Origin of the sequence: Micromonospora sagamiensis, assembly GCF_014680085.1 — a bacterium.
Taxonomy (GTDB): Bacteria; Actinomycetota; Actinomycetes; order Mycobacteriales; family Micromonosporaceae; genus Micromonospora; species Micromonospora inyonensis.
Genome location: NZ_AP023438.1, coordinates 5,571,268 through 5,590,108, shown reverse-complemented (window position 1 = coordinate 5,590,108; position 18,841 = coordinate 5,571,268). Strand labels below are relative to the sequence as shown.

The following is an 18,841-nucleotide window of genomic DNA, read 5'->3' as shown; positions in this document are numbered from 1 at the left end:
TGACACCATGCCGCACCGACCAGCGGGGGCGGTGCGGCGGCAGGAAGCTAATTGAGGGGGAACGGTGACCGTTACGGTGGACCGCCACGCGCAGGTCGCGGCCCGCGCCGATGAGGTGTGGAAGGTGTACGGCAGCGGCGAGGCCCAGGTCCTCGCGTTGCGCGGGGTCAACGTGGAGTTCGAACGTGGCCGCTTCACCGCGATCATGGGCCCGTCCGGTTCGGGCAAGTCGACGTTGATGCACTGCCTGGCCGGGCTGGACACGGTGACCCGGGGCACCGTGTCGATCGGGGACACCACGGTGACCGGGCTGAAGGACGCCGGGCTGACGAAACTCCGCCGCGACCAGGTCGGTTTCATCTTCCAGCAGTTCAACCTGCTGCCGACGCTGACCGCCAAGGAGAACATCCTGCTGCCGCTGTCGATCGCCGGGCGCAAACCCGATCCGGCCTGGTACGACACGGTGATCGACACGGTCGGCCTGCGGGACCGGCTGGACCACCGGCCGAGCCAGCTCTCCGGCGGCCAGCAGCAGCGGGTCGCCTGCGCCCGCGCCCTGGTCTCCCGCCCGGACGTGATCTTCGCCGACGAGCCGACCGGCAACCTGGACTCCCGCTCCGGCGCGGAGGTGCTCCGCTTCCTGCGCGAATCGGTCCGGGAGCACGGGCAGACCATCGTGATGGTCACCCACGACCCGACGGCCGCCGCGTACGCCGACCGGGTGGTTTTCCTCGCCGACGGGCAGATCGTCTCCGAACTGATCGAGCCGACCGCCGACACCGTGCTCGACACCATGAAGAAGCTGGACACCCCGGTGACCGAGGTGAGCAACTGATGTTCCGGGCGACGCTGAAGAGCCTGCTGGCCCGGAAGGTCCGCCTGCTGCTGTCCGGCCTGGCGGTGGTGCTGGGCGTCATGTTCGTCTCCGGCGCGTTCGTGCTCACCGACACCCTCGGCCGCTCGTTCGACGCGATCTTCGCCGACGCGTTCGAGGGAATCGACGTCAACGTCACCACCAAGCCGAAGATCGCGGCTGACGAGACCGAGGGCGAGCAGGTCGCGCCCCCGTTCCCGGCCGCCGTCCTGGAGAAGGTCGACGCGCTGCCCGGGGTGGCCGAGGCCACCGGTGTGGTCGCCGGGCAGGGTGCCCGCCTGATCGGCAGCAACGGCAAGGTGGTGCCCACCGTCGGCCCGCCGCAGCTGGGCGGCAACTGGCTCGGCGAGAGCGACCTGGTGCGGCTGCGCGAGGGACGCGAACCCCGCGCCGACGACGAGATCGTCATCAACGCGGCCCTCGCCGAGGCGGCGAAGGTGTCCGTCGGTGACCGGGTCGGGGTGCTCACCCTCGAACCGAAGCGCGAGTTCACCCTGGTCGGGGTCTTCGGCTACAGCGGCGACCGGGACAGCATCGGTGGCGCGCACGAGGTCATGTTCACCACGCCGGTGGCGCAGCGACTGATGCTCGGCCAGCCCGGCACGTACAGCAGCATCGCCGTCCGCGCCGACGACGGCGTACGCCCCGAGGCGCTGCGCGACGACGTGGCGGGTGTCCTCGGCGCCGAGTACGACGTGAAGACCGGCGAGCAGGCCTCCGAGGCCGCCTCGGCCGGGCTCAAGGAGGGGCTCTCCTTCTTCAACCAGATCCTGCTCGGCTTCGCCGGGGTGGCCCTGCTGGTCGGCACCTTCCTCATCCTCAACACGTTCTCGATCATCGTGGCGCAGCGCACCCGGGAACTGGCCCTGATGCGGGCGATCGGGGCGAGCAGCCGGCAGATCATCGGTTCGGTGGTCCTGGAGGCGATCGCGGTGGGGCTGCTCGCCTCGCTGCTGGGCCTCGCCGCCGGCATCGGTATCGGCGCGCTGCTGGCGTACGTCTTCGGGCAGTTCGCCGGCGGTCTCGCCCTGGCCGGACTGGCCGTGCCCCCGGCGGCGGTGATCAGCTCCTTCGCGGTGGGCATGCTGATCACGCTGGTGGCGGCGCTGCTGCCGGCGCTGCGGGCGTCCCGGATCCCGCCGATCGCGGCGATGCAGGACGTGGCCACCCCGGACCGGCCGCTGACCCGGGTCACCGTCTCCGGCGCGGTGGTCACCACGGTCGGCGCCGTCCTGCTCGCCCTGGGTCTGACCGACAACGCCGGTGGGAACACCCTGGCCGCCATCCTCGGCGGGGTGCTGTTCACCTTCGTCGGGGTGGCGCTGCTCACGCCGCTGATCAGCCGGCCGGTGGTCTCCCTGCTGGGCGCGATCTTCGCCTGGTCCGTGCCGGGCAAGCTGGGCCGGCTCAACTCCGGTCGCAACCCGCGCCGCACCGCCATCACCGCCGCCGCGCTGATGGTCGGCATCGCCCTGGTCACCGGGGTGACCGTGGTGCTCGACTCGGCGAAGTCCACGATCGCCGACCAGACGACGAACACCATCGACGCCGAGCTGACCATCTCCGGGGCGCAGACCGGCCCCCGCCAGCCGACGTTCGATCCGGCAGTGATCGACCAGGCCGCCGCGCTGCCCGGGGTCGGCACCGTCGTCGGGCTGTTCAACGACTTCGCCGAGGTCGACGGCGAGCGGCGCTACGTCAACGCCGCCACCGACCTGGCGGCGGCCGGACGGATCTACCACGCGAAGGCCACCTCCGGCACCCTCGCCACCCTCCGGCCCGACCAGATCGCGTTGAGCGAGCCGGTGGCGCGCAACCGCGGCAAGGCGGTCGGCGACACCCTCACCATCCAGTTCGCGCGGGGTGCCCGACACACCTACACGGTTGCCGCCATCGTGCCCGAGGACCGGCTGCCCGGCTCGTACGTGCTGCCCCGGGAGAGCGCAGCGGACTTCACCGTCCCGCAGCCGTACCTGGCGCTGGTGCAGCTCACCGACGGCACCAGTATCGGGCCGGTGCAGTCCCGGCTGGAGGAACTGGTCGCCGACAGCCCGGAGGTGTCGGTCGCCGACCGGGCCGCCTTCGTCGAGCAGCAGACCGGCCAGTTCGACCAACTCCTCACGATGATCCAGATCCTGCTGGCGCTGGCGATCGTGATCGCCGTGCTCGGGATCGTCAACACGCTGGCCCTGTCGGTGCTGGAACGCACCCGCGAACTCGGCCTGCTGCGGGCGATCGGGCTGCGGCGGTCCCAGACCATGCGGATGATCACCGTCGAGGCGGTGGTGATCTCGGTCTTCGGCGCGCTGCTCGGCGTGGTGGTCGGCTCCGGTCTCGGCGCCGCCGTGGTCCGGGCCCTGGAGGACGAGGGTTTCACCAAGCTGGTTCTGCCCTGGTCGCAGATGGGCGTGTTCCTGGGGCTCGCCGCGCTGATCGGGGTGATCGCCGCGGTCGTCCCGGCGACCCGCGCCGCCCGGATCAACGTCCTCGGCGCGATCGCGCACGACTGACGTGGTGGGTTGGTAGGTAGGAGGGGTCCCCTGTTACCGCTTTTTGAGGAGCAGGGGACCCCTCCTACCACCCGACGAGCAACAGCACGGCAAGCGGGCCGATCAGCGCTACCGGGCGGGTGGGACGGAGCGGAGCAGGGCGGCCAGCACCGCCAGGTCCACGCCGTCGAGGCTCTCCCGCAGGTGCACCCCGTCGACCACCTCAACCGGCACCTCGACCGGCACCGCCAGCACCGCCGCCCCGGCGGCCAACGCGCTGGCCACCCCGGCCGGCGAGTCCTCGATCGCCACGCACCGGTCGATCGGCACGCCGAGCAGCCGCGCCGCCGTCAGATACGGCTCGGGGTGCGGCTTCGTCGCCTCCACCTCGTCGCCACAGACCACCACGTCGAAGCTGTCCCGGCCGAGGGTGTCCAGGGCGATCTCCACCAGCCGCCGGCCACTGGAGGTGACCAGGGCGGTCGGCAGGCCCGCATCGCGGACCGCGCGAAGCAGGTCGGACGCACCGGGACGCCACCGCAGGCCGGTCCGGAACAACTCCACGATCCGGTCGTCGATCCACGCCGCGCTGGCCCGCGGGTCGCGCCACGGTTGCGCCAGGTCGGCGTGCAGGATCTCCATCGAGACGTCCATGCTGGTGCCCACCATGGCGAGCCGGGCCGCCTCGGAGAGCGTGCCCCCGTACTCGACGGCCAGCTCGTAGAGGGCGACGTCCCAGAGTTTCTCACTGTCGACGAGGGTGCCGTCCATGTCGAAGAGCACGGCGGCGGGTGGCTGGCTGCTCAGCGTATCCTCCCTGGGTACGGCGGTCCCGGCGATCCTCGCAGCCCCGCCCGCCGCCGGCGGCACCGGTCCCCGGCGGGGAGACGTGGGTCAACCGCCGGTCAGCCCAGACCGCAGGCGGAGAGGGTCTTCTCGTACCCGTTGAAGAACGCCTGGGTGCGCTGCTCGGCCGAGCCGTGCGAACCCTCGGCGAACCACGGCTGCCCCGACTGGTCACCCACCGCGAGCAGCCCCTCCCGGAACTCCTCCAGGTCACCCTCCTCCAGCGTCAGCACCTTCGCCTCGATGACGCCGCCCAGGTACGCCCCGGCCATGCAGTCGGCCTGGAGTTCCTGCTCGATCGTGTACTGGTAGCGGACGCGTAACCGGGTCTGGATGCCGTGCGCGTACTCGTGGCCGAGCAGGTAGTACAGGAACGCGTCACCGATCTGCCGGAACGCCGCCACCGCCCAGTTCACGTCGTAGGCGATGAAGTCCCCCGCCGAGCAGTACACCGCGTTGTTGCGCGGCAGCGCCTGCCCGCCGCAGGACACCTCGCCCTCCCGCTGGTACGGGATGATCCGCCGGATCGGCCGGAACCGCTCCCCGGAGGCCCGGAACTGCGCCGACCAGTACGTCTCGGCCGAACGGACCGCGTCGTCGATGTCCTTCTTGAACTCCTCGACGTTCGTCGGGGTGTCCGCCCGGGTGGTCCCGTCCTGCGCGGTCGTGCCCGGCTCCGGTGGCCCGCCGTCCCCGCCGTCGGTCACCGGGCCGACCGCGCAGGCCCCCGCCACGACCGCCGCCACCAGCAGCCCACCGATCCGCCCTGTGGAAATACGCTGCACGGTGCCCTCCCCAGCATCGGTGCCACGCCGCCAGCTGTACCCCCCACCCGCCTCGATGATGCACTCCACCGCCCGGAGGGCCCGGCTGTCTCGCGCCTGGGGATCTGGTCCGGAAGAGCAGTCCTGTGCACCCGTACCGGGCCGACGCGATCCAGGTCCAGAACCGGTCTCCAGCGGTGATGGAGGCGGTCTACCCAACCGGCGGGCCATACCGGCTCGGCCGGCTGGCCTCGTGTTCATAGACTCCCGGCTGTGCGAGTACTTCTTGCCATAGCAGGGGCGATCATCGTGCTGGCTGCGGCGGCGGTGGCCGGGGTGCGCTGGATGGCGGCCGGCGAGCCGGTTCCCATCGCGGCGCCGACGGGGGCGTCGACCGTGCTGCCCGAGGGCGGATACACAGTGGTCGTCGACAACCGGACGTCCGAGGTCTTCACCGATCTGCGCAACGATCGCGGTGTTCCGGAGGTGGAAACCTATGCCATGCCGCCCGCCACCACCTGGGATCAGGTCCGGTCCGGGATCGCCGGTCAGCTCGGCGGATGGAAACAGGTCGGGGACTGCGCCGACACGGGCGAGCGGCGGGTCACGTGCTCCTGGTCGGAGCCGACCCGCTGGTGGCCCCGCCTCGTGCGGATCGTCTTCCTCCGGCCGGCCGAGCCGGGTGGCGCCAATTCCTACGTGTGGCCCGACAGCACCTTCCTGGTGATCGGCTCCGCCCGCGGCGCCAACCGTTGACGGCCTGGATGAACGTCTCCTCCTCCGGACGCCGACCGCACCCGATCGACTCACCGACGTCCCGGTGTTCCAGCCGCACTCGCCGGGACTCGGCTGGAGTACTAGGCGCCCTCGCCGCAGTCCCCGACCGGGCTCTCCGCCGGCGCTGCCAGTCGCAACCGGTCGGCGTACGCAGTGACGTCGGCCCCTGTCAGCGTCAGACCACCGTCGCCGAGACGCCAGAACCGCCCGGTCTCCTCGAACTCCAGTACCACGGGGGTGTATCCCAGCCACTGCTCGCGCGCGTCGGCGAAACGCTCACCAACCGGAGAGGCGACCCGCATCGTCCGGACGACACAGGGCGGCACGTCCGCGATCCGGGCCTCGGCGACACGTCCGGACTCCAACGGCACCAGCAGACGCACCCGCCGAAGCGGAACGGGCGAACGGTTCTGCACGTGTACGTCCACACCGGCCGGTTTGACACTGCTGAAGTCGGTGCCGATCGTCGCCCAGAGGGCGACCCGGGAGCTGTACACCCGCCGCTCGCGCTCCTGGTTGACCCGGTTGAGGGCGATCTGCTGCTCGAGGAGGGTCTGCTGGTCGTCCCACGCCTCGGCGGTGTAGACCAGGGCGGTCCCGGACCCGATCAGCGCCAATAGGGAGAGGACCGCACCGACCAGCGCGGCCAGGGTCTGCCGCCGCGTGTACTTCAGATCCTCCTGCTCGTACGGAGAGCAGTCACCGGGACCGTCGTCACGCTTCGGGACGTACAACCCGGACGACGTACGCTGCCACTCGCGTCTCACCAGGTCGGGCATGACCGGACGAACTCGGTAGTCGTGACGTTCTCGTACACGTACCGGCCGGCCGAATCGACCTGCGACAGCCGCCGCCGGACGAGTCCGTACCGCTGCGCCTTGAGGCGCTGCACGTCGCCCTCGCTCAACCGGGAACGCATGCCAGGGCTCGGGCAGAGCGCGGTGGTGACCCGGAAGGGACCGTTCCGACGCCGCACGAGCTGGCTTCGGCTCTCCCCGCCGACCGAGTAGTCGATCGCGATGTCGAACTCGTACGCGAACCTGACCCCGCTCATGTCCATCTGAACGGTGGCCTGGTCCGTCGGCTCAACCTCGATCACGTCGTTGGTGAAGTACGGCTCGGTGCTGATCTCCCCGCTCGCGCTCCTGGTGTGGGCGACCGGTGCCGCGGCGTCCAGCGAGTAGACCAGGTCCACCAACCCACCGCCTTCGTTGCCCTCCAGGAACAGCAGGCCCTCGGGTGGACACACGATCCGCTTGTTGACGACCCGGATGTCGTGGATCGTGAGCCAGTTGGACCGACGGTTGTACAACGACAACTCGATGACGGCCCCGTCGTGGGAGAACGCGCCACCCTCGTCGAAGGCCCGAGCGAAGGAATCCGACGTGTCGGACGCCTCGGCGTCGCCGGTGAACTCCGGAAAGGACTTCACGGAGGCCGCCGGCAGCGCGATGTCCCACCCCGGACCGCCGCCCTGCTGACGGAGGATCCTCACCTTGAGGTCGCTTCCTCCGCCCTTCGCCGGGTTCGACAGCACACCGGCCTCGCAACGCTCGGGCGGACTCCCCGAAGCCGCCGGGGACCCGCCGGCCACCGAAGCCGACGAAGACGGGCTGCGCGACGGGGACGGCGCACCGGCACCACACGCCGCAGTCAGGACAGCGGACAGCGTGGTGGCCAACGTCGCGCGTCCGAGGGGAAGAACCCGCATCGACCACATCCTAGTGCGCGTCCGACCCGTCCCATCCGGCCTGTCGCGGTCCGGACACGCGGCCGAGGCCGTCACGCCGGCACCTTCCGCCCCTGTTGCCTGCCGGACCTACCTGGCGTTGAACTGGTTCCGGGTGCCAGGCGAACCGGTCAAAGGACACCGATCGACACTCTGAGCTGTGCAAACGTTAGGCATCGATCGCCGGTGGGCATCATCGGTCAGCGTTCCACAGCCTGGTGACGGCCTGGCTCCTCGCGCCCCCGGCGACCGAGACGGCCTGCTCATCTGGCTGAAAGGCGGCTTACCTGCTGAACCGATCCGGCAGCATCCCGGCTCGTCCGCGAGTGTCCGCCGTGATCGTCAACCAGGTTGTGACGCACCGACTCCGGGCCGATCCGAACAAGCGCCTACCATCCAGCCTCGCGGTGGAGGGTTTGTTCTGGGCCGTAGCGATCGCTCTACGGGCTGCTCGGTTGCCTCGCTCCCCGGGCCGTCCTTGCGGCATTGGCTACCGGGCTCAAGAGGTGACCACGGATAGGGTCAGACTTGCAGCGGTACTTGATGTAATCTCCCGCGACCTGCGCCGGGCTGCTCGGCAGGCCGGTTACGCCCAACCCCGGGCTCGAATCACTGGTGGCTGGTCGCTGACGCTTCACCCTGTCTGGTGCCCCGTAATCGCCCCAAGTCCGAGGACCGGAACCTCTTCCAGCGGCGGAAGCTCGCCCCGGCCGTCGCTCCACCTACACCACCCAGTATCGCCTCGTTGAAGGGCCCTGGCTGCTCGATGTATCCCAAGGCCACCGCGAGTCCGGTCCCTGCCGTGATCACGCCCATGATCAGTGAGGCGACGCAAAGGACAAGGCGGCCACGCATCTGACCAGTAGAGCAGAGCTCCACAACCCTCGCTTGTAAGTTCTGGGCGCTCCGTCTGGAGGATCCATCCACGTACGCGACCTCGGGCGAAGGTTCGGGTTCGGCCGCTGCCGGCTGTCCTTGTCCCAGCTCATTGCTGTCACCGTTGCTGTCGACAGCGACAGGAGACGCCAGGCGTGGCTGACCGATCGACGCCGCCTTCGGTCACGACCCGGAGCACCCCGACGGCCCGACCACGGCCTAGACGGGTGCCCGGGCAGTGTTTGCGCAGCTCAGACAGGGTTACGACGTCACTTGGCGTTGAAGTAGTTCGCCTCCGGGTGGTGCACCACGATCGCGTCGGTCGCCTGCTCCGGCTCCAACTGGAACTCCTCCGACAACCGCACCCCGATCCGTTCCGCCCCGAGCAGCTCCACGATCTTGGCCCGGTCCTCCAGGTCCGGGCAGGCCGGGTAGCCGAACGCGTACCGGCAACCCCGGTAGTCGCTGCGCAGCAGCCCGGCCAGGTCCGCCGGGTCGTCGTCGGCGACGGTACGCCCCGACGGCAGCGTCAGCTCGGACCGCACCCGCCGGTGCCAGTACTCGGCGAGGGCCTCGGTGAGCTGCACGGAGAGCCCGTGCACCTCCAGGTAGTCGCGGTACTCGTTGCGGGCGAACATCTTCGCCGTGTACTCGCTGATCGGCTGGCCGACGGTGACCAACTGCAACGCCACCACGTCCAACTGGTCGCCGTGCGGCTTGAAGAAGTCGGCCAGGCAGAGCCGCCGCTCCTGCCGCTGCCGGGGGAACGAGAACCGGGCCCGCTCGCTGTGGCCGTTCTCGTCCAGCACCACCAGGTCGTTGCCCTCGGCGTAGGCCGGGAAGTACCCGTACACCACCGCCGCCTCGAGGACCTTGTCGGCGGTCAGCCGGTCCAGCCAGTACCGCAGCCGGGGCCGCCCCTCGGTCTCCACCAACTCCTCGTACGACGGCCCGTCGCCGCCCCGGGAACCACGCAGCCCCCACTGGCCGAGGAACGTCGCCCGCTCGTCGAGCAGCGCCGCGTACTCGGCCAGCGGCAGGCCCTTGACCACCCGGGTGCCGAAGAACGGCGGGGCGGGCACCTCCACGTCGGTCGCCACGTCCGAGCGGACCGAGGCGTCGTCCAACTCCGGCAGCGACTCGGTGACCATCGCCCGCTGCCGCTCGCGGCGCGCCCGCCGGGCCGCCAGCGCCGCCTCCCGCTCCGGATCCACCACCGGCGCGCCACCGCGCTTGGCCGTCATCACCCGGTCCATCAGGGCCAGCCCCTCGAACGCGTCCCGGGCGTAGTACACGTCGCCGGGGAACATCGCCCGCAGGTCGTCCTCGACGTAGGCGCGGGTCAGCGCCGCGCCGCCCAGCAGCACCGGCCACCGCTCGGCCACGCCGCGGGCGGCCATCTCGGCGAGGTTCTCCTTCATGATGACGGTGCTCTTGACCAGCAGGCCGGACATGCCGATCGCGTCCGCCCGGTGCTGCTCGGCGGCCTCCAGGATCGCGTTGACCGGCTGCTTGATGCCGATGTTCACGACCTCGTAGCCGTTGTTCGACAGGATGATGTCGACCAGGTTCTTGCCGATGTCGTGCACGTCGCCCTTGACCGTGGCCAGCACGATCCGGCCCTTGCCGCCGTCGTCGGCCTTCTCCATGTGCGGTTCGAGGTACGCCACCGCGGTCTTCATCACCTCGGCGGACTGGAGCACGAACGGCAACTGCATCTGGCCGGAGCCGAACAGCTCACCGACCACCTTCATGCCGTCCAGCAGGATGTCGTTGATGATCAACAGGGGCGCCGTGCCGGCGGCCATCGCCGCCTCGAGGTCAGCCTCCAGGCCGTTGCGCTCGCCGTCGATGATCCGGCGCTTGAGCCGCTCCTCCAACGGCAGCGCGGCCAACTCCTCCGCCCGGGTCGCCCGCGCGGAGGCGGCGTCCACACCCTCGAAGAGGTCGATGAAACGCTGGAGCGGGTCGTACCCCTCACGACGGCGGTCGTAGACCATGTCGAGGGCGACCTCGCGCTGCTCCGCCGGGATCTTCGTCATCGGCAGGATCTTGCTGGCGTGCACGATCGCGCTGGTCAGCCCGGCCTCCACGCACTCGTGCAGGAAGACCGAGTTGAGCACCTGCCGGGCGGCCGGGTTCAGTCCGAAGGAGACGTTCGAGACGCCCAGAGTGAAGTTGATCCCCGGGTACCGCCGGGTGATCTCCCGGATCGCCTCGATGGTCTCGATCGCGTCGCGGCGGGTCTCCTCCTGGCCGGTGGAGATCGGGAAGGTCAGCGTGTCGACCATGATGTCCGGCAGCCGCATGCCCCAGCGGCCGGTCAGGTCGTCGATGATGCGGGAGGCGATGCGGACCTTGTCCGCCGCGGTGCGGGCCTGCCCCTCCTCGTCGATGCACATCACCACCACCGCGGCGCCGTGCTCCCTGATCACCGGCATCACCCGACCGAAGCGGGACTCCGGCCCGTCACCGTCCTCGTAGTTGACCGAATTGACCACGCACCGGCCGCCGAGCATCTCCAGCCCGGCCTCGATCACCTGCGGCTCGGTCGAGTCCAGCATGATCGGCAGGGTGGAGGCCGTGGCGAACCGCCCGGCCAGCTCCCGCATGTCCTGCGTACCGTCCCGGCCGACATAGTCCACACACAGGTCGAGCAGGTGCGAGCCGTCCCGGGCCTGACCCCGGGCGATCTCCACACAGGACTGCCAGTCCCCGGCGAGCATCGCCTCGCGGAACGCCTTGGAACCGTTGGCGTTGGTCCGCTCCCCCACCATCAGCACCGTGGCGTCCTGGGCGAAGGGCACGTTGTGGTAGATCGAGGAGACCCCCGGCTCCTGCACCGGCTGCCGGGGCGCAGGCCGGACGCCGTGCAGCCGCTCGGAGACCACCCGGATGTGCTCCGGCGTGGTGCCGCAGCAGCCACCGACGAGCGAGACGCCGTACTCGGTGACGAACCGCTCCAGCGCGTCGGCCAGCTCCTGCGGGGTGAGCGGGTAGACCGCCCCGTCGGCGGTCAGCTGGGGCAGGCCCGCGTTCGGCATCACCGACAGCGGCACCCGGGCGTGCTGGGAGAGGTAGCGCAGGTGCTCGCTCATCTCCGCCGGGCCGGTGGCGCAGTTCAGCCCGATCAGGTCGATGCCCAGCGGCTCCAGGGCGGTCAGCGCCGCACCGATCTCACTGCCCAGCAGCATCGTGCCGGTGGTCTCGACGGTGACGTGGCAGATCAGCGGTACCGTCGTCCCGGCCTCGGCCATCGCCCGACGGGAGCCGACCACGGCCGCCTTGACCTGCAACAGGTCCTGGCTGGTCTCCACGATCAGCGCGTCCGCACCACCGGCGATCAGACCGGCGGCGTTCTGCTGGTACGCGTCCCGCAACGTCGCGTACGCCGCGTGCCCCAGGGTCGGCAGCTTGGTGCCGGGCCCGATGGAACCGAGCACGAACCGGGGACGCTCCGGCGTGCTCCACGCGTCGGCCGCCTCCCGGGCGATCCGCGCGCCGGCCTCGGACAGCTCCCAGATGCGGTGCTGGATGTCGTACTCGCCGAGGTTCGCGAGGTTCGCACCGAAGGTGTTCGTCTCGACGCAGTCACTTCCGGCGGCGAGGTAGGCCTCGTGGACCGACCGCACCACGTCCGGCCTGGTCACGTTGAGGATCTCGTTGCAGCCTTCGTAGCTCTCGAAGTCGTCGAGAGTCAGGTCGGCCGCCTGGAGCATCGTCCCCATCGCGCCGTCGGCGACGAGGATCCGGTCTGACAGCGCATTCAGCAACGAGGTCCGCACACGTTCAGGTTAGTGCGGAATCTCGCGTCGTGGTGGAGCGGTACTCGTCGCTCCCACATTCTGCCGGAGACCGCCCGCACGGTCCGGCCCCGCACGGCCACCGACCGCATCCGGTACGCCGGGACGACCGGCCCGGGCCACCGACCGGCGCGGCCGACGGGCCGCATGCGGCGCCGGGACGTAGGCTGGCGACGTGAGGGACAACAGGGACGCCACCGCGCGGGGCCACCGCACCACCGTCCGTGGTGCCGGCGTCGGCCGGAACGAGCAGGGTGAGGTGACGGCGTGACCGAGTTCGACGGGCTGCCGGTGCTGCGCTCTCCGGTGGCCATCGCCGCCTTCGAGGGCTGGAACGACGCCGCGGACGCCTCCACCGCCGCGGTGGAGCACCTGGAGCAGGTCTGGCAGGCCCGTCAGGTCACCGAGATCGACCCGGAGGACTTCTACGACTTCCAGGTCAGCCGGCCGACGGTCACCATGGCCGACGGGGCCACCCGACGGGTCGAGTGGCCCACCACCCGGTTCATGGTGGCCAGCCCGGAGGGGACCGAACGGGACGTGGTGCTGATCCGGGGCATCGAGCCGAGCATGCGGTGGCGCACCTTCTGCGAGCAGGTGCTGGAGCTGTGCCACAGCCTGGAGGTCGAGCGGGTGGTGCTGCTCGGCGCGCTGCTGGCCGACGTTCCGTACACCCGGCCCCTGCCGATCAGCGGCAGCGCCTCGGACGCCGAGGCCGCCCAGCGCTACCAGCTCACCCCCACCCGGTACGACGGCCCGACCGGCATCGTCGGGGTGCTCCACGACGCCTGCACGCGGGCCGAGGTGGACGCGGTCTCGTTCTGGGTGCACGTGCCGCACTACGCCAACAACCCGCCCTGCCCGAAGGCCACCCTCGCCCTGCTGCACCGGGTCGAGGAGGTGCTCGACCTGCCGGTGCCCATGGCCGACCTGGCCGAGGAGGCCGCCGAGTGGGAGCAGCGGGTGCGCAGCGCCGCCGAGCAGGACGCCGAACTCGGTGAGTACGTCCGGGAGTTGGAGGAGCGGGTCGGCGACGCCGGCATCACCCCGCTGACCGGGGACGAGATCGCCCAGGAGTTCGAGAAGTACCTGCGTCGCCGGGGTGGTTCCGCCGGTCCCACCGCCGGGTCCTGGTAACCCCGGCACGCCGGCCCTCGGGGCCGCCGGATCGTCGCGGTCCGCCCTTCCGGCGTGTGGAGGCGGCTGGTGCAGCGGCCGGCGGGTCGCCCGGTCCCGGGACCGGGCGACCCGCCGTGGTCGTCGGTGGGCGGGGCCGACTCAGGTCCGCCGGCTCGCCCTGGTCAGCGACCGGTCACTTCAGGAACCACTCGTTGGTCTCGCGGTCGGTGCGCCCGTCGGTGTAGTCGGTGTAGATCCACACCCGCAGGAACGTCTGCCCGTGCCAGACCTCGGTGCGGGCCCAGACGTCCTTCGTCGCCCAACTGTGGTGGTACAACGCCCGCACCCATCCGTCGCCCATCGCCGTGGTGGTCCGCCAGCCCCAGTCACAGGCGGTCGGGCTGCACGCGCCGAACGGGCGGATGTCGAGCGTCGACGGCGGTCGGGTGCAGACCCCGGTCTCCGCGTCGCAGACCACCGTGTCGCTACAGGTGAAACGGATCTCCACCCGCACCACGCCGGAACTGGCGGCGTCGATGTTGGACCAGTTGCCCGTGATGGCGGGGGTGGAGCAGAGAGCCTGGGCCGGCGCTGCGGTGGTGACGTTGGCCACCACGGTCAGTCCCAGCGTCAGCGTCACGGCCGCGAGGATCGTCGCGACGATGCGGGTCAGCGGGCTGCGCCGGATCGCGCGTTCTCGGACAGCTGTCATCTCGTGCCGCCTTTTCGTCGATGAGGTGAATTGAGCGACACGGTAGGTGGCCCTCGCCACCTCGCCGTCCCTTTTGTCGGCTGCGCGATGGCGGAGGGGGTAGCCGTGACCACCCCGTGTAGGGCATCCTAGGAACCTAGCTGTCAATCGGTGGGAGGAAGGCCGTGCAGATCAACCCGGGAGCCGCCGAGTTCCCGCACCGCCAGATCGCCGACCAACTGAAGGCCCGGGTCCGGCGCGGCGACTGGGCACCGGGCGAGCGGCTGCCGTCCATCCCGGCCATCGCCGAGATGTTCGGGGTGGCGAAGCAGACCGTCCAGCGCGCCGTCGACCAGCTGCGGGTCGAGGGGGTCCTGATCACCAAACCCGGCTCGGGTACGTACGTCCGGGGCACCCGGCGGCGACTCAACCGGCTCTCCCGGGGCCGGTACGGCGGCTTCCGCGGCTATCACACCGACCTCGCCGCCCGGTACCGGCAGCAGCTGGTCGGAGTGGGACGCGCCCCCGCCCCGCCCGAGGTCGCCGACGCCTTCGGCGTGCCGGACGGCACCGAACTGCTCGTCCGGCGGCACCTGGTGCGCACCGAGGAGTCCCCGGTCGAGGTCGGCGCGTCCTGGTTCCTGCCGGCCGACACCGCCGGCACCTCCCTGGAGCGGGCCGAGGCGTTCGGCCGCCCGCTCTACCAGGAGGCGGAGGAGGCCATCGGCCGGCGGTACGTCACCGCCACCGACACGATCAGCGCCCGCCAGCCCAGCCGGGAGGAGGCGGAGACCCTCCAGATCCGGCCGGACACGCCGGTGCTGCACCTGCTGCACGTGGCGTACGACGGCGCGCGCAAGCCGATCGAGGTGGCGCAGGCCACCTGGCCGGGGCCGATGACCACGCTGACCGAGGAGTACCGGGTCCCCGGCCCGACGCCGGAACCCGACCCGGACCCGGGCCTCGTGCTCGGCTGACCGCCGGCCGGCCACCGCACACGGCGGCGGTGACCGTCCGGGTCAGTGGCTCAGAGGCGGATACCGAGCAGGGCGTCCACCGTCGTGGCGACCAGTGCCGGGGCGTCCGGGTCGTCCGCGGCGCCGGCCAGCGTCTCCTCGGCCCACCGGTCGACCAGCGCCAACGCGCCCGGGGTGTCCAGGTCGTCGGCGAGGCGTCGGCGTACCCCGGCCAGCAGCGCCACCCCGGACGGCCCGGCGGGGGCGACGGCGGCGCGCCGCCAGCGGGCCAGGCGCTCCCCGGCGGCGGTGAGCAGGTCGTCGGTCCAGGACCGGTCACTGCGGTAGTGCCCGGTCATCAGGGCCAGCCGCACCGCCATCGGGTCGACCCGGTCGGCCCGCAGCCGGGACACGAAGACCAGGTTGCCCCGGGACTTGGACATCTTCTCGCCGTCCAGGCCGATCATGCCGGCGTGCACGTAGTGGCTGGCGAACGGGGCCTGGCCGGTGAGCCGCTCGGCGTGCGCCGCCGAGCACTCGTGGTGCGGGAAGACCAGGTCGTTGCCGCCGCCCTGGACGTCGATCCGGTCACCGAGCAGGTTCAGGGCGATCACCGCGCACTCGATGTGCCAGCCGGGACGCCCCGGCCCCAGGTCGCCGCCCGGCCACGACGGCTCGTCGGGGCGCTCGCCGCGCCACAGCAGCGGGTCGAGGGGGTCGCGCTTGCCGGGGCGCTGCGGGTCGCCACCCCGCTCCGGGAAGATCTCCAGCATCTCCTCGCGGGAGAGGTTGGACTCGTAGCCGAACCGGGGCGTCGCGGCGATGTCGAAGTAGACGTCCCCGGTGCCGTCGTCGAGCCGGTACGCCGCGCCGTCCTTGAGCAGCAGCAGCACCCGGTCGGCGATGTCCGGGATCGACTCGACCGCGCCGACGTAGTGCGCCGGCGGGATGATCCGCAGCGCCTCCATGTCCTCGCGGAACAGGGCCGTCTCCCGCATGGCCAGGACCTTCCAGTCCTCGCCGTCGCGCTCGGCCCGCTCCAGCAGCGGATCGTCGATGTCGGTGACGTTCTGCACGTACCGGACCTCGCGGCCGGCGTCCCGCCACATCCGCTGGACGAGGTCGAACGTGATCATGGTCGCGGCGTGTCCGAGGTGGGTGGCGTCGTACGGTGTGATGCCGCAGACGTACATGGTCGCCGTACCCTCCGGATCACTCCGGTGTGCACCGCGACGCGCCGAGTCGAACAACGTCAGCGGCTCGCCCCTGCCCGGCAGCCGCGGCACCTCGTGCCCCGCCCATGACTCCATGCCCGCCAGCCTAACGAGCGTTACGACGGCGGGGACGCCCCGCGTTGGTGATCAACCCGACAGGCTCCCGGTGGGGTCGGGCCGGCGCGCTGAGGACGTGCCCGCGTCCGGAAAGGTCCCGCAGCTCAGATGGGGGGCCAGGGCACTGCGGGCCAGTCCTGCGACGGCAGGGGGAAACGGCCGGACTCCCGCAACGCGTCGATCCGGGCGGCGAGCCGGCGGATCTCGGTCAGCGTCAGGTGCGCGGCCAGGTCCTCGCCGAGCGGGCCGTCGACCTGGCCGGCGAGCGCGTCGAGCATCCGCACCGCGTCCTCCGGCAGCGGCCGGCCCGACCAGCCCCAGAGCACCGTGCGCAGCTTCTCGTCGACGTGGAAGGTCACCCCGTGGTCCACGCCGTGGATCCGGTCGTCCGGGCCGACCAGCACGTGCCCGCCCTTGCGGTCGGCGTTGTTGAGCACCGCGTCCAGCACCGCCAGCCGGGCCAGGCGCGGATCGTCGGCGTGCGCCAGCGCGTACGGCGTGCCGTCGTCGTCCCGGGCGGCGGCGATCGGGAACCAGCGCGGCGGCACCGTGTCCGCCGGCACGAACCCGACGAGTGGTTCGGCGTCGGACGGCTCGTCGATCCAGAGCTGACACGAGCCGGGGCCGAACGGCCCGTCCCGCAGCACCGTCGGCGGGACCAGGTCCCAGCCGGTGGCCCGGGAGACCAGGTACGCGGCGACCTCCCGGTCGGCGAGCGTGCCGTCCGGGAAGTCCCAGAGCGGGCGCTCGCCGCGGATCGGCTTGTAGACGCAGCGGACGGTCACCCCGTCCAGGGTGAGCGTGCCGCGCAGGGTGGTGTTGGAGGCGTCCACGAGCCGCCCCTCCAGGGCGAACTCACCCTCGCGGAGGAGCCGCAGTGCGGCGCTTTCCTCCTCGGAGGGCCGGGTGTCCGACAAGGTCACCGGTGGTAGCCGTTGTGCCGGGGGCAGAGGTGACCGGCGGGGTCGAGCGGCTGGCCGCAGAGCGGGCAGGGCTGCCGCCCGGCGTTGACCACCCGCCGGGCGCGTTCGATGAACCGGCGGGTCTCCTGCGGGGTCAGCCGCACCCGGAGCCGGTCCAGGTCCTCGTCCGGTTCGACCACGTCGTCGTCATCGTCATCGGCGTCGTCGTCCTCATCCAGCTCGACCTCGACCTCCGTCTCGCCCGCGGCGATCGCCTCGATCACCACGGTCGACGTGTCGACGTCGAACGCCAGGCCCAGGGTGCCGACCCGGAACTCCTCGTCCACCGGCGTGTCCAACGGGTCGTTGTCGGCCACACCGGTGGCCGGCAGCTCGGGCAGCTCGACGCCGAAGCGCCGCTGCGCCTCGGTGAGGAGTTCCTCCAGCTTCTCGGCCAGCAGGGAAACCTGGACCTTCTCCAGCGCGACACTGACCACCCGGCCAGCGCCGCGCGCCTGGAGGAAGAACGTCCGCTCCCCCGGCGGCCCCACGGTCCCAGCGACGAACCGCTCCGGCGGTTCGAAGGCGTGCACCTGGTGGGTCATACCCACGACCCTATCCGGCCGTGGGAACGGGCGTGCACCCCACCGACCCAGAATGGTCGTCCGGACCGACGGCTCGGCGTGCCGGCCGCCACCGGGCCGGAGGCGGTCACCGGCCGGCTCCCGCGCCCCCGCCCACCACGGCGTCCGAATCCGCCGCCCGGGAGGTACGGCGTCGCCGTTTGCGGGGCGCGGGGACGAGCCCGGCCAGGTCGCCGCCGGTGTCGTTGAGCCGCAGCAGGAACGGTCGGGTCGGGGTGTACCGGATCGCGGTCACCGACGCGGGGTCGGCGACGATCCGCTGGAACAGGTCCAGGTGCACGCCGAGCGCGTCCGCCACGATGGCCTTGATCACATCGCCGTGGCTGCACGCCAACCAGACCGCCTCCGGGCCGTGCTCGGCGGTGAGCCGGGCGTCCCAGGAGCGCACCGCCGCGACCGCGCGGGCCGCCATCGCGGCCATCGCCTCGCCCCCGGGGAACACCGCCGCGCTCGGGTGCTGCTGCACCACCGGCCAGAGGGGGTCCTTGGCCAGCTTCTTGAGCGGCTGTCCCTCCCACTCGCCGTATCCGCACTCGATCAATCCGTCCTCGACGGCCGGGGACGCCTCGGGCAGGGCCAGTTCCAGGGTCTGCCGGCAACGGACCAGAGGGCTGGTCACCACGGCGGCCAGCGGCAGGGCACGCAGCCGCTCGCCGACCGCGCGGGCCTGCGCCCGACCCGTCTCGTCCAGTTCGACCGGTTGCCGACCGGCCAGCCCTCCGTCGGCGTTCGCCGTCGTCCGGCCGTGTCGTAGAAGCAGAAGGGTCGCCACGCGACCACCCTATGGCCTGACGTCACCGGAGCACCCGCATGCGGGGTTCACCCCGGGCGGGGCCGGGCCCGCGTGGGGTTCACCCCGGGCGGGGCCGGGCTGGGCCCGCGTGCGGGAGTGGCGGTGGCGACATACGTGGCCTGCGTGGTCTGACCGTTTCCACGCCGTGGCCGGGCGTCCGGTTCGGGGGATATCGGGTGGTTCGCGCCCAGGGAATGGTGGGGGTGGGCGGGTGGTTGTACCGGGTCGACGGCCGAGGAGCCGCCCC

At 71.5% G+C, this 18,841-nt stretch carries 15 protein-coding genes; 5 read left to right on the top strand and 10 right to left on the bottom strand.

Going from position 1 to position 18,841, the window contains the following annotated elements; translation table 11 throughout:
- Window positions 1–64: 64 nt before the first annotated feature.
- Together IGA62_RS24665 and IGA62_RS24660 are read left to right on the top strand one after the other, a co-directional pair.
- Window positions 65–835, top strand: coding sequence for an ABC transporter ATP-binding protein (locus tag IGA62_RS24665; protein ID WP_145818648.1), 771 nt, complete (start codon window positions 65–67; stop codon window positions 833–835).
- The gene (locus IGA62_RS24660) at window positions 835–3,384 is read left to right on the top strand and encodes an ABC transporter permease (RefSeq protein WP_145818649.1); all 2,550 of its coding nucleotides are present in this window, start codon (window positions 835–837) and stop codon (window positions 3,382–3,384) included. Before IGA62_RS24665 ends, IGA62_RS24660 begins: the two co-directional genes overlap by 1 nt.
- 108 nt (window positions 3,385–3,492) lie before the next feature.
- On the opposite strand, the gene IGA62_RS24655 is transcribed toward IGA62_RS24660, so the two are convergent.
- Together IGA62_RS24655 and IGA62_RS24650 are read right to left on the bottom strand one after the other, a co-directional pair.
- On the bottom strand, window positions 3,493–4,146 hold the full coding sequence (locus IGA62_RS24655; RefSeq protein ID WP_145818650.1) for an HAD family hydrolase: 654 nt from the start codon (window positions 4,144–4,146) through the stop codon (window positions 3,493–3,495).
- 122 nt (window positions 4,147–4,268) lie between these two features.
- On the bottom strand, window positions 4,269–5,204 hold the full coding sequence (locus IGA62_RS24650; protein ID WP_145818651.1) for a neutral zinc metallopeptidase: 936 nt from the start codon (window positions 5,202–5,204) through the stop codon (window positions 4,269–4,271).
- Window positions 5,205–5,282: 78 nt separating this feature from the next.
- On the opposite strand from IGA62_RS24650, the gene IGA62_RS24645 reads away from it, so the two are divergent.
- The gene (locus IGA62_RS24645; protein ID WP_145818652.1) at window positions 5,283–5,729 is read left to right on the top strand and encodes a hypothetical protein; all 447 of its coding nucleotides are present in this window, start codon (window positions 5,283–5,285) and stop codon (window positions 5,727–5,729) included.
- A gap of 101 nt (window positions 5,730–5,830) precedes the next feature.
- On the opposite strand, the gene IGA62_RS24640 is transcribed toward IGA62_RS24645, so the two are convergent.
- From IGA62_RS24640 to metH, 3 genes are all read right to left on the bottom strand, one after another.
- Window positions 5,831–6,529, bottom strand: a complete 699-nt coding sequence (locus tag IGA62_RS24640) for a hypothetical protein (RefSeq protein WP_145818653.1) — start codon at window positions 6,527–6,529, stop codon at window positions 5,831–5,833.
- Window positions 6,514–7,245, bottom strand: a complete 732-nt coding sequence (locus IGA62_RS24635; RefSeq protein WP_145818654.1) for a hypothetical protein — start codon at window positions 7,243–7,245, stop codon at window positions 6,514–6,516. Before IGA62_RS24635 ends, IGA62_RS24640 begins: the two co-directional genes overlap by 16 nt.
- A gap of 1,379 nt (window positions 7,246–8,624) precedes the next feature.
- Complete coding sequence (metH, locus tag IGA62_RS24630; protein ID WP_145822027.1) at window positions 8,625–12,128, bottom strand: methionine synthase; 3,504 nt, start codon at window positions 12,126–12,128, stop codon at window positions 8,625–8,627.
- A 297-nt stretch (window positions 12,129–12,425) separates the two neighbouring features.
- Between metH and IGA62_RS24625 the strand changes: the two genes are divergently transcribed.
- Entirely contained in the window at window positions 12,426–13,295 is an 870-nt protein-coding gene (locus IGA62_RS24625; RefSeq protein ID WP_145818655.1) for a PAC2 family protein, read from the top strand.
- 175 nt (window positions 13,296–13,470) lie between these two features.
- On the opposite strand, the gene IGA62_RS24620 is transcribed toward IGA62_RS24625, so the two are convergent.
- Window positions 13,471–13,989 (bottom strand): hypothetical protein, encoded by a 519-nt coding sequence (locus tag IGA62_RS24620; RefSeq protein WP_145818656.1) that lies wholly within the window; start codon window positions 13,987–13,989, stop codon window positions 13,471–13,473.
- A 164-nt stretch (window positions 13,990–14,153) separates the two neighbouring features.
- Between IGA62_RS24620 and IGA62_RS24615 the strand changes: the two genes are divergently transcribed.
- A complete protein-coding gene (locus tag IGA62_RS24615) occupies window positions 14,154–14,945 on the top strand; it encodes a GntR family transcriptional regulator (RefSeq protein WP_145818657.1) in 792 nt (263 codons plus the stop codon).
- 50 nt (window positions 14,946–14,995) lie between these two features.
- On the opposite strand, the gene mshC is transcribed toward IGA62_RS24615, so the two are convergent.
- The 4 genes from mshC to IGA62_RS24595 form a co-directional block, all read right to left on the bottom strand.
- Window positions 14,996–16,234, bottom strand: coding sequence for a cysteine--1-D-myo-inosityl 2-amino-2-deoxy-alpha-D-glucopyranoside ligase (gene mshC, locus IGA62_RS24610; protein WP_145818658.1), 1,239 nt, complete (start codon window positions 16,232–16,234; stop codon window positions 14,996–14,998).
- 125 nt (window positions 16,235–16,359) lie between these two features.
- Window positions 16,360–17,178 (bottom strand): SCO1664 family protein, encoded by an 819-nt coding sequence (locus tag IGA62_RS24605; RefSeq protein WP_145818659.1) that lies wholly within the window; start codon window positions 17,176–17,178, stop codon window positions 16,360–16,362.
- On the bottom strand, window positions 17,175–17,762 hold the full coding sequence (locus IGA62_RS24600; RefSeq protein ID WP_145818660.1) for a DUF3090 domain-containing protein: 588 nt from the start codon (window positions 17,760–17,762) through the stop codon (window positions 17,175–17,177). The genes IGA62_RS24605 and IGA62_RS24600 overlap by 4 nt, the downstream gene beginning before the upstream one ends.
- A gap of 106 nt (window positions 17,763–17,868) precedes the next feature.
- A complete protein-coding gene (locus tag IGA62_RS24595) occupies window positions 17,869–18,573 on the bottom strand; it encodes a histidine phosphatase family protein (RefSeq protein ID WP_145818661.1) in 705 nt (234 codons plus the stop codon).
- Window positions 18,574–18,841: the final 268 nt, after the last annotated feature.